The organism is Microbacterium cremeum, assembly GCF_015277855.1.
In the GTDB taxonomy this organism is placed as follows: Bacteria; Actinomycetota; Actinomycetes; order Actinomycetales; family Microbacteriaceae; genus Microbacterium; species Microbacterium cremeum.
The window spans coordinates 1083206-1098310 of the sequence record NZ_CP063812.1 but is presented as its reverse complement, the minus strand read 5'-3'; the positions used below and the strand labels follow the sequence as shown (position 1 = coordinate 1098310).

Annotated in this window: 15 protein-coding genes and 1 tRNA gene; 1 reads left to right on the top strand and 15 read right to left on the bottom strand. The window is 72.0% G+C overall.

What is annotated here, in order from left to right:
- Nucleotides 1–30 precede the first annotated feature (30 nt).
- The 4 genes from IM778_RS04700 to IM778_RS04685 are packed head-to-tail and all read right to left on the bottom strand — an operon-like array spanning nt 31 to nt 3640.
- Nucleotides 31–336, bottom strand: a complete 306-nt coding sequence (locus tag IM778_RS04700; RefSeq protein WP_194410913.1) for a hypothetical protein — start codon at nt 334–336, stop codon at nt 31–33.
- On the bottom strand, nt 333–779 hold the full coding sequence (locus tag IM778_RS04695; RefSeq protein WP_194410912.1) for a GNAT family N-acetyltransferase: 447 nt from the start codon (nt 777–779) through the stop codon (nt 333–335). The genes IM778_RS04700 and IM778_RS04695 overlap by 4 nt, the downstream gene beginning before the upstream one ends.
- Nucleotides 780–806: 27 nt before the next feature.
- Nucleotides 807–1397 carry an isochorismatase family protein gene (locus IM778_RS04690; protein WP_194410911.1) on the bottom strand — a complete coding sequence of 197 codons (591 nt, stop codon included), beginning with the start codon at nt 1395–1397 and terminating at the stop codon, nt 807–809.
- Entirely contained in the window at nt 1394–3640 is a 2247-nt protein-coding gene (locus IM778_RS04685; RefSeq protein WP_194410910.1) for an MMPL family transporter, read from the bottom strand. The genes IM778_RS04690 and IM778_RS04685 overlap by 4 nt, the downstream gene beginning before the upstream one ends.
- 54 nt (nt 3641–3694) lie before the next feature.
- On the opposite strand from IM778_RS04685, the gene IM778_RS04680 reads away from it, so the two are divergent.
- The gene (locus tag IM778_RS04680) at nt 3695–4648 is read left to right on the top strand and encodes an EamA family transporter (protein WP_194410909.1); all 954 of its coding nucleotides are present in this window, start codon (nt 3695–3697) and stop codon (nt 4646–4648) included.
- Nucleotides 4649–4655: 7 nt separating this feature from the next.
- Here IM778_RS04680 and IM778_RS04675 read toward each other — a convergent pair whose 3' ends face one another.
- From IM778_RS04675 to IM778_RS04625, 11 genes are all read right to left on the bottom strand, one after another.
- The gene (locus IM778_RS04675; protein ID WP_194410908.1) at nt 4656–5051 is read right to left on the bottom strand and encodes a hypothetical protein; all 396 of its coding nucleotides are present in this window, start codon (nt 5049–5051) and stop codon (nt 4656–4658) included.
- A 58-nt stretch (nt 5052–5109) separates the two neighbouring features.
- Nucleotides 5110–5182 (bottom strand) — tRNA-Thr (locus IM778_RS04670).
- A gap of 93 nt (nt 5183–5275) precedes the next feature.
- Nucleotides 5276–6847, bottom strand: a complete 1572-nt coding sequence (locus IM778_RS04665; RefSeq protein WP_194410907.1) for an alpha/beta hydrolase — start codon at nt 6845–6847, stop codon at nt 5276–5278.
- On the bottom strand, nt 6844–8031 hold the full coding sequence (locus tag IM778_RS04660) for a DNA polymerase III subunit delta' (protein ID WP_194410906.1): 1188 nt from the start codon (nt 8029–8031) through the stop codon (nt 6844–6846). Before IM778_RS04660 ends, IM778_RS04665 begins: the two co-directional genes overlap by 4 nt.
- Nucleotides 8032–8355: 324 nt before the next feature.
- Nucleotides 8356–9012 carry a dTMP kinase gene (gene tmk, locus IM778_RS04655; RefSeq protein WP_194410905.1) on the bottom strand — a complete coding sequence of 219 codons (657 nt, stop codon included), beginning with the start codon at nt 9010–9012 and terminating at the stop codon, nt 8356–8358.
- Nucleotides 9009–11741 carry a type I DNA topoisomerase gene (gene topA / locus IM778_RS04650; protein ID WP_194410904.1) on the bottom strand — a complete coding sequence of 911 codons (2733 nt, stop codon included), beginning with the start codon at nt 11739–11741 and terminating at the stop codon, nt 9009–9011. Before topA ends, tmk begins: the two co-directional genes overlap by 4 nt.
- Nucleotides 11742–11807: 66 nt before the next feature.
- The gene (locus IM778_RS04645; protein ID WP_194410903.1) at nt 11808–12125 is read right to left on the bottom strand and encodes a helicase; all 318 of its coding nucleotides are present in this window, start codon (nt 12123–12125) and stop codon (nt 11808–11810) included.
- Nucleotides 12126–12158: 33 nt separating this feature from the next.
- Nucleotides 12159–12494, bottom strand: a complete 336-nt coding sequence (locus tag IM778_RS04640) for a TadE family type IV pilus minor pilin (protein ID WP_194410902.1) — start codon at nt 12492–12494, stop codon at nt 12159–12161.
- Entirely contained in the window at nt 12491–12766 is a 276-nt protein-coding gene (locus IM778_RS04635) for a DUF4244 domain-containing protein (RefSeq protein ID WP_228484751.1), read from the bottom strand. Before IM778_RS04635 ends, IM778_RS04640 begins: the two co-directional genes overlap by 4 nt.
- A 64-nt stretch (nt 12767–12830) precedes the next feature.
- Nucleotides 12831–13754 (bottom strand): type II secretion system F family protein, encoded by a 924-nt coding sequence (locus IM778_RS04630; protein ID WP_194410901.1) that lies wholly within the window; start codon nt 13752–13754, stop codon nt 12831–12833.
- Nucleotides 13751–14947 carry a TadA family conjugal transfer-associated ATPase gene (locus tag IM778_RS04625; RefSeq protein ID WP_228484750.1) on the bottom strand — a complete coding sequence of 399 codons (1197 nt, stop codon included), beginning with the start codon at nt 14945–14947 and terminating at the stop codon, nt 13751–13753. The genes IM778_RS04630 and IM778_RS04625 overlap by 4 nt, the downstream gene beginning before the upstream one ends.
- Nucleotides 14948–15105: the final 158 nt, after the last annotated feature.

The following is a 15105-nucleotide window of genomic DNA, read 5'->3' as shown; positions in this document are numbered from 1 at the left end:
CTGTCGCAGCGCCCGTTCCGACGTCGCGGCTCAGCGGACGAGAGAGATCGCCACCAGCCAGACCACGACGCTCAGGACGAGCGCGACGAGCGGATACCAGAACGCGGTGCGGCGGCGCGCGAGCGCGACGATGCCCGCGACGGCCCCGAGCACCGTGAGGACGAGCGGCAGGTAGCCGCCGAGCGCGATCGCGCCGGAGTTGTCCCTGCCTCCCATCGCCCACAGCAGCGCGTTGAAGAACAGCACGACGGCGGTGCCGACCGAGAGGCCGATCAGCAGGAGCGTCGCGATCAGGTCGCCGGTGCGGCGACCGGACCGGGCGGGCGAGGTCGTCATCGATCGAGTCCCATCTCGTAGTGGACGAAGCCGGTGCGGGTCGCCACGCGGTCGTAGAGCGCGCGAGCGGTGGCGTTGGTCTCGTGCGTCAGCCAGTACACCTTGCCGCTCCCGTGTGCGCGCGCCCAGTCGGCGACGTGCTCGATGAGCGCGCGTCCGGCACCGGCGCCGCGGGTCTCGGGAGCGACGAAGAGATCCTCCAGGTAGCAGTACGGTTCCGCCGACCAGGTCGCCGGATGCGTCAGCCAGTGCACGAGCCCGATCGCCTTGCCCTCGCTGGTCGCGATCGCACCCCAGACCGGGAACTGCGGATCCATGAGTCGGCTCCACGTCAGGTCGGTCTGCTCGTCCGAGAGCGTCGCCTCGTAGAACTCGAGGTACCCCCGCCACAGCGGCAGCCACGTCGCATGGTCGGCGGCTGTCAGCGCGCGGATCTCGGTCACGGATCCGAGGCTAGCGGGTGCGGAGCGTCACGCGCCTCCCGCAGTGCCCGACTCGGCGAGCTCGGCACCCGCGTGGGCGAGTTCGGCGAGCGCCGCGTCGCTCGGCTCGGGCGCGACACCGGCGATGAGGTCGGTGAGCACCCGGACGCGACGGCCGTGCTCGATGGCGTCGAGGGCCGATGCCCGCACGCAGTGGTCGGTGGCGATGCCGGTCACGTCGACATCGACGACACCGTGCTCCTCGAGCAGCTGCGCGACCGTCACGCCGTCGTCGGTCGTCCCTTCGAACAGCGAATAGGCCGGTCTGCCCTGGCCCTTCTTGACGTGGTGGGTGACGCGCGAGGTGTCGAAGCCGGGGTCGTACTCCGCACCCTCGGTGCCGCTCACGCAGTGCGGCGGCCAGGTGTCCACGAAGTCGGGTTCGTCGGCGAAGTGGCCGCCGTTGTCGTTGTCGCCGTCGTGCCAGTCGCGGGAGGCCACGATGATCGAGTACTCCTCGGCGTGCGTCACGAGGTACTCCGTGATGCGTTGCGCGACGGCGTCACCGCCGTCCACACCGAGTGCGCCGCCTTCGGTGAAGTCGTTCTGGACGTCCACGATGAACAGTGCCTTGCTCATGTCTCGAGGGTACGCCGGTCCTCGTCGCGGGTCAGCAGGTGTCCGTCGTGACGCCGCTCCGGTCCCCGAGCTCGTCGAAGGGCCGACGGCCACCAGATGGCCGGGCCGATGTCGTACGACAGTGCGGGGACCAGGAGCGAGCGCACCACGAACGTGTCGAGCAGCACGCCGAACGCGACGATGAAGGCGATCTGCGCGAGGAACAGGATCGGGATCACGCCGAGCGCGGCGAAGGTCGCCGCCAGGACGAGCCCCGCCGAGGTGATGACGCCGCCCGTGGCGACGAGACCGCGAAGGATGCCGGGGCGCGTGCCGTGGACGAGGGACTCCTCCCGCACGCGCGACATCAGGAAGATGTTGTAATCGACGCCCAGCGCGACCAGGAACACGAAGCCGTACAGCGGCACCGCGGGATCGGCTCCCGGGAAGCCGAACACGCCGTTGAAGACCAGCGCGCTCACACCGAGCGCCGTGCCGAACGACAGGATGACGGTGGCGATGAGCAGCACGGGCGCGAGGATCGACCGCAGCAGCAGCATGAGGATCACGAGGATCACCGCGAGGATCACCGGGATGATCAGTGTGCGATCCCGCGTGGAGGTGTCGTTGGTGTCGATGTCGGTGGCCGTCTCACCTCCCACGATCGCGACGCCGGCCCCGAGCTCGTCGTCCAGACCCGCGCGCAGCCCGCGCACGGTGTCTTCCGCGGCGGCCGAGTCCGCGGCATCCGTCAGCGTCCCGATCACGAGCACGTCCCCGTCCGCCACCGTCGGATCAGGAGCCGGCGTGCCGGGCGGACCGACCGCCGTGAGCTGCGGCTCGCCGTCTTCGACCTCGACCGCGGCCTGACCCGTCGGCGAGTCCTCGGACGCCACGGCCACCGATTCCACGCCGTCGGCGCGCTCGAGCACCTCGACCGCCGCAGCGAGGTCGGTCTCGGGGACGACGACGTACACGGGCGAGCCGGAGCCGGCGGGGAAGTGCTCGGCGAGCACGTCCTGGCCGTCGCGCGCTTCGGAGGCGCCGAGCACGAGGTCGCTCGTCGGCACGCCGTCGGCCTTGAGCTGCGTCATCCCGGCGGCGCCTGCGAGCAGCACGACCGTGCACACGATCCACACCACACGCGCGTGCCGCGCGACGAAGCGCGCCTGGCGCGGCCACAGCCCCTTCACCGGCTGGCGGAGGTCGTCGGGCACCGTTTGCAGCGGCTCCTTCGGAGCGAACGGCCAGAATGCCGCGCGCCCGAACAGGGCCAGCAGCGCCGGGAGGAAGGTGAGCGCCGAGAGCATCGAGAACGCGATGCCGATCGACGCGATCGGACCGAGCGCGCGGTTCGTGGCGAGATCCGAGAGCAGCAGGCACAGCAGGCCCGCGATGACCGTGCCGCCGGAGGCCAGGATCGGCTCGAACGCTCCGCGCCACGCAATGAACGTGGCATCCCATCGCTGCGCGCCCGCCGCGATCGCCTCGCGGAACCGCGCGACGTACAGCAGCGCGTAGTCGGTCGCCGCTCCGATCACGAGGATGAAGAGGATTCCCTGCACCTGGCCGTTGAGCACGACGATCCCGGCGTAGGCGAGCCACCACACCGTGAGCAGGGCGGCGCACAGCGCGAACACCGACGTCGTCAGCACCAGCACGGGCAGCAGCGGCGAGCGGTAGACGATCACGAGGATCAGGAGCACCGCGATGAGCGCGACCGCGAGCAGCAGTCCGTCGATCCCGAGGAAGCCCTCGACGAGGTCCGCGGTGAACCCGGCGGGCCCGGTGACCCAGCCCTCCAGGCCCGGCGGCAGGTCTTCGGCGACGAGGGCGCGGATCTCTTCGACGATCTCGCCGATCTCGCCCGCGGAGTCGATCGGCACGAAGATCTGTGCGGCTTCGCCGTCCTCCGACGGGAGGGGCGGCGAGACGCCGTCCCGCACGCCGTCGAGGCCGGCGATGTCGTCGGCGAGCGTCTGCAGATCTGCGAGGTCGTCCGGCGACAGCTCGCCGTCGCCGGTGACGACCACGAGAGCGGGGATGGACTCGTCGCCCTGGAACTCCGCCAGCCGCTCGTTCACCCGCGTGGCGTCGGCGCTCTCGGGCAGGAAGCTCGACCGGTCGTTCGTCGAGACCTCGTCGACCTTGCCGAAGTACGGGCCGCCGATCGAGCCGACGGTCAGCCAGACGAGCGCGAGCAGAACCGGGATGCCGATCCGCAGCCAGCGAGAGGGACCGCGCCGCGAGGGGGGAGTCGTCATATAGCTAGCTTATCTAGCGATTCGCCGTGTCGCAGCATCCCTAAGCTGATCGGGATGATCTCCGCCGCCCTCGCCCTCGTCGGCGCCCTCGTGTATGGCTCAGCCGACTTCGTCGGCGGTGTCGCGGCGCGCCGTCTGCGCTCGATCGTGGTGACGGCGGTCGCCGCGGCGTCCGGTCTCGTGGCGCTCGCGATCGCGCAGCTGATCGTCGGCGGCGCATGGATGGGCAGCGACATCGCGTGGGGCATCCTCGCCGGAGGCGTGGGCGTGGTCGCGGTGGCTCTCCTGTACGCGTGTCTCGCGATCGGCCCGATGAGCATCCTGTCGCCGCTGACGGCCGTGGTCTCGGCGATCGCGCCGATGCTGTGGGGACTCCTCGTCAAGGGCGACGCCCTCGCGCCGATCGGCTATGCCGGGCTCGGGATCGCGCTCATCGCCGTGGTGCTGGTGGGCTTCATCCCGGGCGAGAAGATCGTGCGGCCCCGTGCGCGCGGGCTGCTCATGGCGGTCGGCGCGGGTCTTGCGATCGGCGCCTTCCTCATCGTCATCGACCAGACCGCCGACGCGAGCGGGCTCGTGCCGCTGGTGTCGAGCCGCGCGACCAGCGTCGTCGTGACTGCGGTCGTCATCGGCGTGCTCGTGCTCGCGGCGGTGCGCCGCGGACGCCCGGCGGGTTCCGTGATCGAGGTCGCGGGCCCGCCGCTGGGCGCGACGCCGACGGGACACGCGGATCTCGAGCACGCGGCGGCTCCTACAGCCGTCCGGGTCACCCGTGTGCAGGCGTGGTGGCTGGCGATCTCGTGCGGAATCACGGATGCCGCGGCCAACGCGCTGATGCTCGTCGCGCTCCGCGCGGGCGACCTGTCGATCGTGTCGGCCCTCACCGCCCTCTATCCCGCCGGCACGATCCTGCTCGCCGCGCTCGTGCTGCGCGAGCGGGTCGCGGCGGTGCAGTGGGTCGGCCTCGCGCTCGCCCTCGTCGCGGGCGGAATGCTCGCCGTCGCGTAGCGCGGGATCAGCCGCGCGCGAAGATCAGGACCAGCGACACGATCATCGCGATCGCGCCGAGGGCGAGCAGGCCCACGGCGAGCAGGCCCACGGCGCGGACCGCCGGGGACCCCTGGGTCAGGCGCATGCGGTTGCGGCGTCCGCGTCGATAGTAGATGTCGGCCATCTGCTTGTCGCCGATGGCGTGGTCCTGCTCGTGGGCGAGCACCGCCTCGTTGACGCCCCCGTCTTCGTCGAACCAGCGCACGACGCGACCGTCGGCGACGGTCTCGACCACGGCGCGGGCGGGCAGCCACGTGCCGTCGAACAGGCGCAGGATGAGCGCCGTGGCGGCCAGGAGCGCCCCGGCGCCCAGGCCGACCCAGGAGAAGATCTCGGCGAGGGCGTCGATCGTCCCGTGCATCGCCCCACCGTTCTTCGGAGACGGAAAACGGCCGCCGCGGCGGCCGCATCCGGTTCGGAGCCACCTAAGGGAATCGAACCCTTGACCTATTCATTACGAGTGAATCGCTCTGCCGACTGAGCTAAGGTGGCGCGCCTCGCTTGCGCGATGCACGATCAACGATCTTACAGGGTCAGAGCGGTGCTCGCGAACCACGAGGCTCGGCATCCGCCCCGTCATCCTGCTCACTCGCAGCGCAAGCCGTCCTGCGGCGGCGTGCCCTCGAGAAGATACGTGTCGACCGCCCGGTCGACGCACGGGTTGCCCTTGTTGTACCCGGTGTGACCCTCGCCGACACGCGTGACCAGTACCCCCGACGACAGCTGGTCGGCGAGCGACACCGACCACTCGTACGGGGTGGCAGGGTCGTTCGTCGTGCCGACGACGACGATGGGAGCCGCCCCCTCGGCAGTGATGCGCTCGCGGACCCCGGTCGCCGGGTACGGCCACACGTCGCACGGATCGGGACCCGCCCAGTACGGGGCGACGGTAGGCGCCTCGGCCTCGAGGAGCGCCTCGGCCGCCGCGATGTCGGCCGGGGTGGAGTCCAGCGGGTAGTCCATGCAGTTGTACGCACGGAAGGCCTCGGTCGAGTTGTCGGCGTACTGGCCGTCCTGGCGGTTGTAGTAGAAGTCGGCGAGCAGGAACGCCGTCCGGGCGTCGCCTTCCAGCACGCCCGTCAGCGCGTCGGTGAGATAGCTCCAGCTGTCCTGCGAGTACAGTGCCGCGATGATGGCCGTCATCAGCGAGTCGGCTCCCAGCATGCGTCCGTCCGAATTGCGGATCGGGTCGCGGTCGACCGTGGCCAGGAGCGTCCCGAGGTCGGCCATCGCGTCGTCGACGGAGCCGCGGAAGGGGCACTCGTCGTCGTCGAGGCACGACGCCATGTACGCGCGGAGCGCCGACTCGAACCCGACCCCCTGGGTCGTGCCCACGTCGAGGCCGGGCACCGATGGATCGATCGCGCCGTCGAGCACCAGTCGGCCCACGCGGTCCGGGAACAGCTTCGCGTACGTCGCACCGAGGAAGGTGCCGTACGAGTAGCCGAGGTAGTTCAGCTCCCGGTCGCCGAGCACGGCGCGCAGCAGGTCCATGTCGCGCGCCGCGTTCTCGGTCGTGATGTGCGGGAGGATGCCGTCGCTGCCGGCGTCGCACGCTTCGGCGAAGTCGGCGTGACGGTCGAGCAGCTCGCCGGCCCAGGCATCCGTGCCCCGCTTGTTCTCGGGGATGTCGAACAGGTACGCGTCCATCGCGGCCGCGTCGTAGCAGCGCACCGAGGTGGACTCCCCGACACCGCGCGGGTCGAATCCGATGACGTCGAACCGCTCGCGCACGGCGCTGCCCACCGCGTACGACAGCGACTGGCGGACGAGATCGATCCCGCTCGCGCCAGGACCGCCGGGGTTGGTCAGCAGCGACCCGATCGGCTCCGCGCTCCCCTCGGCACGGCTGCGGATCACCGACAGCTCGATGTCCCCCGCGCCGGGATCGGTCCAGTCGAGGGGTGCGGTCACCATCGTGCAGTCGAACCCGCCGCACGCGGTCCACTCCAGCTCCTGTCCGTAGTAGGGCAGGAGCTCAGCCGGGACGCCCGAGGTGTCGGCCGGCTTGCTCCAGGTGGGGCGCGGCGCCGCTTCGGGGATCGAGGCATACAGGCAGCCGCTCAAGACGACGGATGCCGCAGCCAGGGCTGCCACGAAGGCGAGGCCCCGCGACAGGCTCAGGGAACGGGGGCGGCGGGGGTGGGAGGTGTTCACGGAGTCCTTCCGCTGGCGACGGTGACGAGCATGCTCTCGAGGGCGAGAAGCGGCGCGGCGTTGAGCTCGAGGTTCTCCCGCGTGACGCCGATGCGGTCGACCACGGTGAGCGTGCGCTCGGGGGTCCACGCCGCCGCGAGCGCGCGCAGCTCGGGCTCGAGCTCGCGGTTGATGAGCACCGCGTCGCGCCCGAACTGCAGCATGAGGACGTCTCGGAACATCGACTCGAGGTCGGTGAGCACGCGGTCGATGCCGTCGCGGAGGCTCCGGGTCGCGCGGCGCTTCTGCTCGTCCTCGAGCGCCGACAGCTGCGATCGCACCGCCGGCGGGACGGCGGCGCCCTCGGCGATGCCGAGGGTGCGCAGCAGGCCCGCGCGCTCGGCCTCGTCACGTTCGGCGGTGAGCGCCTTCGCGTCGTCGGTCGCGACGGCGACGATGGTTCCGGCGACCTCGACCGCATCGCCCACCCCCCGCACCCCGAGGACCGCACGCAGCGTGGAATCGCGTCGCGCGCGGGCCGCGGCATCCGTCGCCAGCCGCTGCGCCATGCCGATGTGGCGCTGCGCGTGCCGGGCGGACTGCTCGGCCACGGCCAGGTCGGCGCCGGTGCGCTGCGCGATGAGCGAGGCGACGTCGTCGATGTCGGGTTCGCGCAGCCGCAGCGTGCGCACGCGCGAGCGGATGGTCGGCAGCAGGTCGGCGTCGCTCGGTGCGCACAGCACCCACACCGTGCGCTCCGGCGGCTCTTCGAGCGCCTTCAGCAGCACGTTCGACGTGCGCTCGGCCATGCGGTCGGCATCCTCCATGACGATGACGCGGTACCGGCCGAGCGACGGCGAGAAGTACGAACGCTCGACGAGCGCCCGGGCGTCCTTGATGGAGATGATGACGCCTTCGGTGCGCAGCGCCGTGAGGTCGGGGTGGGTGCCGGCGAGCACCTGGCGCATCGCCGGCTCGTCACCGGGCTCGGCGATGAGCGCCGCCGCGAACGCATAGGCGAGCGTCGAGCGGCCCGACCCGGGCGGGCCGGTGATGAGCCACGCGTGCGTCATCGACTCGGGATCGGATGCCGCTTCGCGCAGCGCCGCGACCGCCGCCTCCTGGCCCCACACCGCGCCCCACGGAACCTCTGCCGGCGACGAGACCACGCCGGTCGGCTCTTGCACGGCGGCGACGGGTTCCATGCCGCTCAGCCTAACCGCGGCCGGCGACGTGCGAGCGCGGGCCCGGGGTAAGCGCAGGGCCCTCGGTCTGCGCGGCCCGGACCCTCGGTCTGCGCGGCAACCGTTTCTCCCAAAACAGGTGATCTGGCGAATGCAGGACGATTCGCGGCGGATCGTCCTGCATTCGCCAGATCACCTGTTCTCGCAGAGAGAAAAGAGAGAGGGATGCCGCAACCGGCGACCGCGCCTGCGCCGCTGCGCCTGCGCCGGTGCGCCTGCGCCGCTGAGCCTGCGCCTGCGCCGCGGGCTAGGACTGCAGGTGGGGGCGCTGGCGCTGCGCCTGGACTAACGCAGGGACTGTACGCGGTCGCGCACGGCCGCGGCGAGCGCATCGGGCTCCCGCGCCGCGTCGAGCACCAGGAAGCGCCCGGGCTCGGCCGCGGCGAGGGCGAGGAACTCCCGGCGTACGCGCGCGTGGAAGCTCTCGCGCTCGGCCTCGAGCCGGTCGAACGGCTTGTCGTCGGCGTCGAGCCGGGCGCGGGCTGCGGCCGGCTCGAGGTCGAGCAGCACGGTGAGGTCGGGGAGCAGGCCGTCGGTCGCCCACAGCGACAGGTCGCGCACCTCCTTGCGCCCGAGCACGCGCCCCGCACCCTGGTAGGCGACGGACGAGTCGAGGTAGCGGTCCTGGATCACGACCTCGCCCCGCGCGAGGGCGGGACGCACGACCGTCTCGATGTGATGGGCGCGGTCCGCAGCATACAACAGCGCCTCGGCACGGGGCGCGACCTCGCCGCGGTGGTGCAGGACGATGTCGCGGATGAGCACACCGACCTCGGTGCCGCCGGGCTCGCGCGTGCGCACGACGGTGCGTCCGGCATCCGTCAGCCACTCCTCCAGCAGCGCGGCCTGGGTCGTCTTGCCGACGCCGTCGCCGCCCTCGAACGTGATGAACAGGCCCGCGCCCGGCTGGTCCGCCGGTCGCGCCGCGGGGTCGTCGGTCACTTCTTGGCCGGCGCCTTCTTCGCCGTCGTGCGACGAGTGGGCCGCTTCACCGGCCCCTTCGCGCGCTTGTCGGCCAGCAGCTGCACGGCACGCTCGAACGTGACCTCCATCGCGTCCTCACCGCGCGGGATCGTCGCGTTCGTCTCGCCGTCGGTGACGTACGGACCGAAGCGGCCGTCCTTGAGCTTGATCGGCTTGCCGCTGGTGGGGTCGGCCTCGAACTCCTTGAGCGCCGAGCTGGCGCCGCGCGCCCCGTACTTCGGCTGCGCGTACACCGCGAGCGCCTCCTCGAGCGTGATGTCGAAGATCTGCTGCTCGCTCTGCAGCGTGCGCGAATCGGTGCCCTTCTTGAGGTACGGGCCGTAGCGGCCGTTCTGCGCGGTGATCGGCGTGCCGGTCTCGGGGTCGGTGCCGACCGTACGCGGAAGATCGAGCAGCTTCAGAGCGGTCTCGAGGTCGATCGTGTCGACCGACATCGACTTGAACAGCGACGCGGTGCGGGGCTTGGGCGCCGCCTCCTTCTTCGTGCCGCGCTTCTTGGGAGCGGGCGCGGGCTCCGCAGAAGCCGCCTCCTCAGCCTGTCGAAGGACGCCGGTGTCGGGGTCGACCTCCTCCTCCACGGGCGGGTCGGTCTCCTGGACGTACGGGCCGAAGCGTCCGTCCTTGACCACGACGAGCTTGCCGTTGGCCGGGTTCTCGCCGAGCACGCGGTCACCGGCGACGGGGGCGTCGATGAGCTCCTGCGCCTTCTCGGGGGTCAGCTCGTCGGGTGCGAGGTCCTCGGGGATGTTGACGCGCCGGGGCTCGGCATCCGGATTCTCCTTGTCGGCCACTTCGAGGTAGGGGCCGTACTTGCCGAACCGCAGCGTCGCGACGTCGCCGATCGGTGTGGAGTTGAGGGCGCGCGCGTCGATCTCGCCGAGGTTGTCGACGATGTTGCGCAGCCCGACCTGATCCTGCGAGCCGAAGTAGAACTCCTTCAGCCAGTCCTGGCGCTTCTGCTCGCCGCGTGCGATCGCGTCGAGGTCGTCTTCGAGCGCGGCAGTGAAGTCGTAGTCGACGAGGTCGGCGAAGTGCTGCTCGAGCAGCCGGATGACGCTGAATGCGAGCCACGTCGGGATGAGCGCCTGCCCGCGCTTGGTCACGTAACCGCGGTTCAGGATCACGTCGATGATGCTCGCGAACGTCGACGGGCGGCCGATGCCCTTCTCTTCGAGCGCCTTCACGAGGCTGGCCTCGGTGTAGCGGGGCTTGGGGCTCGTCGAGTGTCCCTTGGGCTCGACGTCGCGCAGCCGCAGCACATCGCCCACCATCATCGCCGGCAGTGACTGGTCGTCGGCCTTGTCGGCGTCGCCGCGCTTCTCGTCGCGACCCTCCTCGTAGGCCTCCAGGAAGCCCTTGAAGGTGTAGACGGTTCCGGATGCCGTGAACTCGGCACGACGACCGGCGGCGGCGACCTCGAGGGTCACCGTCGTCGTCTCGTACTTCGCGTCGGCCATCTGGCTGGCCATCGTGCGCTTCCAGATGAGGTCGTACAGCCGCAGCTCGTCGCGGTCGAGCTCGCCCGACACCTGCGCGGGCGTGCGGAACGTCTCGCCCGACGGGCGGATCGCCTCGTGCGCCTCCTGCGCGTTCTTGCTGTTGCTGCGGTAGGTGCGCGGGTTCGGCGGGACAGCCTTGTCGCCGTACATCTCGACCGCCTGCGCACGCGCGGCCTGCACGGCCTGCGTCGAAAGCGCGGTCGAGTCGGTGCGCATATAAGTGATGAATCCCTTCTCGTAGAGACGCTGGGCGACGCTCATCGCGTGCTTCGCGCTCATCGAGAGCTTGCGACCGGCCTCCTGCTGCAGCGTGGAGGTGGTGAAGGGAGGCTTCGGGCTGCGCGTGCCGGGCCGGGACTCGAGATTCGTGACGGATGCCTCACCGGCGGCTTCGATCGCGACCGCGAGCTCGCGCACCTGGGCCTCGTCCAGCACCAGGACGGCCTTCTTCAGCTCGCCGCGGTCGTCGAAGTCGCCGCCGCGGGCGAGCACGGCGCCGTCGACGCGCGCGAGCCGCGTGGCGAAGGACTCGTCGACGCCCTGCGGCCGGTTCGGCGCCGCGAGCGCCTCGATGTCCCAGTAGGACGCCGAGACGAACGCCATGCGCTCGCGCTCCCGGTCGACGACCAGGCGCGTCGCGGCGGACTGCACGCGACCGGCGGACGTGCCCTGCTGCACCTTGAACCAGAGCACGGGGCTGACGTCCCAGCCGTAGAGGCGGTCGAGGATGCGGCGGGTCTCCTGGGCATCGACCAGCGCCAGGTCAAGCTCACGCGTGTGGTCGACGGCGGCGCGGATCGCCTCCTTGGTGATCTCGTGGAACACCATGCGCTTGACGGGCACCTTGGGCTTGAGCGTCTCGAGCAGATGCCACGCGATGGCCTCGCCCTCGCGGTCCTCATCGGTGGCGAGCAAGAGCTCGTCGGCACCCTTCAACGCGCGCTTGAGTTCGGCGACGGTCTTCTTGCCGCGCTCGCTCTCGACGTAGTAGGGGTCGAAGCCGTTCTCGATGTCGATCGAGTACTTCCCGTACGCCTGCTTCTTGTCGGCCGGGATGTCCTTCTTATCCGCGAGATCGCGGATGTGGCCGACCGAGCTCAGCACCTCGTAGCCTTCGCCGAGGTACCCCTGGATCGACCTCATCTTCGTCGGCGATTCGACGATGACGAGCTTCTTGCCTTGTGCCACGGAGGCGTCCTTTCTTCGACGCACACCATACACGCCGCTACTCGGTGCAGGCGCTGTGAGGCCTGATCATGGGGGCGGCCCCGCTCGCGCCGCCGCGGTCGCGGTGAGCGGGCCGAGCTGGAGCGCGACGGTGACCGTCGCGACGAGGACGTCGAGGTCGCACGCCTGAACGCGCGTGCCGGCCGTCGCCGCGACCTCGGCCGCCCTCTCGCACGGTGCACCCGACACGGCGCCCGATGCCGCGTCCGCCGCCGCGAGCGCGGCCGCGTCGGCCGCCGAGGCGACGCGCTGCCCGGCCACGGCGGCCGACCCCACCGCCGCGAGCGCCAGGGCGATCGTGGCGGTGGCCCCGACGAGGCCGACGGCCAGTGCGGCCCCCGGCATCGGCTCAGCCCTCCCGCCCGCGGCCCGCGCGCCTCACAGGCCACCGGCCAGGGCACAGCCGGTCGCCGAGATGCGCAGCCCGAGCACCGAGGCCGCCGACGCGGTGACGCAGACGAGGTCGCCGCGCGGCGCGATGTCGACGGACGCCCCCGCCACGGCTGCGGCGACGGCTTCGTGAGCGCGCTGCGCCGGCTCGCCGCGCGCGCTCAGGCGTGCGGCGTCGGCGACGGCGTCCTGAAGCCGGACGTGGCGCGACGCCGTCGCCAACGCGCCGATGCCGAGCGCGAGCACGAGGGCGACCGCGGGGAGCGCGACGGCGAACTCCGCGACGACCGACCCCCGGTCGTCTCCCCCGCGCCGGCTGGTCATGCCACCGTGAGCGCGCGGCGGATCAGATCGGTGAGGATGCCGCGCACCTCGTCGGACCGCATGATGATGACGAGGAGCCCCGCGAAGGCCACCGCCGCCATCGTCGCGATCGCGTACTCGGCGGTGGCGGCGCCGGTGTCGTCGCCGTGGCGGAGTCCGTCCGCGCGGCGCACCGCGAACAGCCGCGCGGCGCGCCGTCGAGTGAGGCGCGGAAAGGGTCCCGGCCGCGCGGTGCCGGCGGGAAGGAATGGGGTGATCGAGGGGAAGGGCATGGCGTTCTCCGTTCGTTCGAGAAGGGTGGGTGGGCACGGTCTGCGGGTCGAGATCGGCGCGGTTTCAGAGCGAGAGCGACATGGTCGAGACCACGCTCAGCAGCATCGGAGCGACGCCGAGGAGCAGGAAGGCGGGGAGCGTGCACACGCCCAGCGGGATGAGGAGGCGTGACGACAGACGCGCGGCGCGCAGGCGCCCGTCGACCCGGGCTCGGTGGCGGGCGTGCGCTGCGGACGCGCGCAGCAGCTCGACCGCCGGCACGCCGGCCGAGCGCGACAGCGCGAGCACGGCATCGACATCAGCGTCGGCATCCGCATCGACATCGGCATCGGCATCGGCTGCGTTGCGGGTACCCGCCGCCGCGTGGGCGTCGCGCACGACGGCGGTCGCGCGGTCGATGGAGGCGCCGCCGCTCAGCGCGATCGCGACGAGCTCGGCGTGCAGCCCCGGCACGCCGCTGTCGGCCCGGGCGCGCCGCACCAGGCGCGCCGTCCACCGCTGCGCCGCGAGGATCAGCGCACCACCGGCGACGAGGCAGGCGATCCCGGCCGGATGACCGACCAGGACTCCGAGGGTGTCGAATCCGAGCGCCACGCCCAGGCCGACGGCGACCAGCGGCAGCCAGCCCATCAGTCGCGCGGTGCCGGCGGGCTCGGCGAGCGCCACCCGCACGTCGTCGGCTGCCTCTGCCGCGTCGCGCAGTGCGGCGGCCAGACCCCGCAGGCTCTCGGCGAGAGGAGCGCCGACTGTCGTCGCGACGTGCCACGCCACCGCGACATCGCGCCACGCGCCGCCGGACGCCGCGATCGCGCGGGGCAGCGGCATGCCGTCGGCAACCGCCGCAGTGACGCGCTCCGCCGCGGGGTCCTGCGACGCGGCGAGATGGTGCCAGGCCGGCGCGGGGGCGACGCCGGCCTGCAGCATCACGGCCAGACGCAGCACCGTCTCTGCGGCCGCGGCCCCGTCGCCGGGTGTCGCTGGGCTCATGCGGCGGACCATCGCACCTCCTCGATCCCGAGCCGCCCGCCGGGGTCGACGATCGGGCGGCCGACTGCGGCGAGCCGTCGAGCGCCGTCACGACCGCGCTCGACGTGCAGCACGAGGTCGATGGCGCTCGCCGCCTGGCGGGCCAGCGCGTGATCGTCGAGCCCGGCGAGCGCCCCCAGCGCTTCGAGCCGGGCCGGCACGTCGTGCAGGCCGTTCGCGTGGACTGTGCCCGCGCCGCCGTCGTGACCGGTGTTCAGCGCCGACAGCAGCTCGCGCACCTCCTCGCCCCGGCACTCCCCCACGACGAGACGATCCGGGCGCATCCGCAGCGCCTCGCGCACCAGTCGCGCGAGGCCGATGCCGCCGGCTCCCTCCAGGTTCGGCTGGCGCGCCTCGAGTCGCACGTGGTGCGGATGGCCGACCTGCAGCTCGGCGACGTCTTCGATCGTGACGATCCGCTCGTTCGCGGGCGCCTCACGCAGGAGCGCAGCGAGGAGCGTGGTCTTGCCGGCGCCCGCCGCGCCCGACACCAGCAGGTTGCTGCGGGCCGCGATCGCCTCCCGGAGGTGCCGGTGCATCGAGTCGTCGAACATGCCCGCCGACCTCAGATCATCCAGCGCCGCACCCGACAGGCGCGGCACCCGGACCGAGATGGCCGTCCCCGCCGGCGCGATCGGCGGCAGCACGGCGTGCACGCGGATGCCGCTGTCCAATCGCACGTCGACGCACGGCGCCGCATCGTCGATGTGGCGCCCGCCGGCGGCGATGAGCGCGACGGCGAGGTCACGCACCTCCTCGTCGGTCGCCCGCCATTCGCGCGCACGCACCGGACCCGCACCGCGATCGACGAAGAGCCCGGCGGATCCGTTCACGAACAGGTCCGTCACCTCGCGGTCGTCGAGGTAGGTCTCGAAGGGCGCGAGCACCGGATGCCGCTCCCGGTACGGCGGGATCCCCGGGTGCGACGCGCCGGACGCGTTCGGCATCGCGAGCGGAGCGGGGGTCGCCGCCGGGTCGGTCGGCCCGTCCCCCGCCGCGCGGGGCGCGGGCACCCACGGCGCGTACGCCGCACGGGCTGCCGGCAGCGGCCCGGTAGCCGCAGCAGCCGCGGGGGTGGCGGCATCCGTCCGCCGTCGCACCACCGGCTCGCCGGCACCCCGATCCCGGGGACGGACGACGAACGGCGCGGACATGCTCCGACGCTAGGAGCGTCCGCGCCACGATGATCGCGTCACTCGACGATCGGTGGACAACACCGCGCCGAGCCCGTCTGGGGAGGAGGGGAGGCGGTGCGTCCGCGCCCACGGGATCGCTCCCAGAAAAAGTTAAGGGCGGCATCCCATGGGGGGAA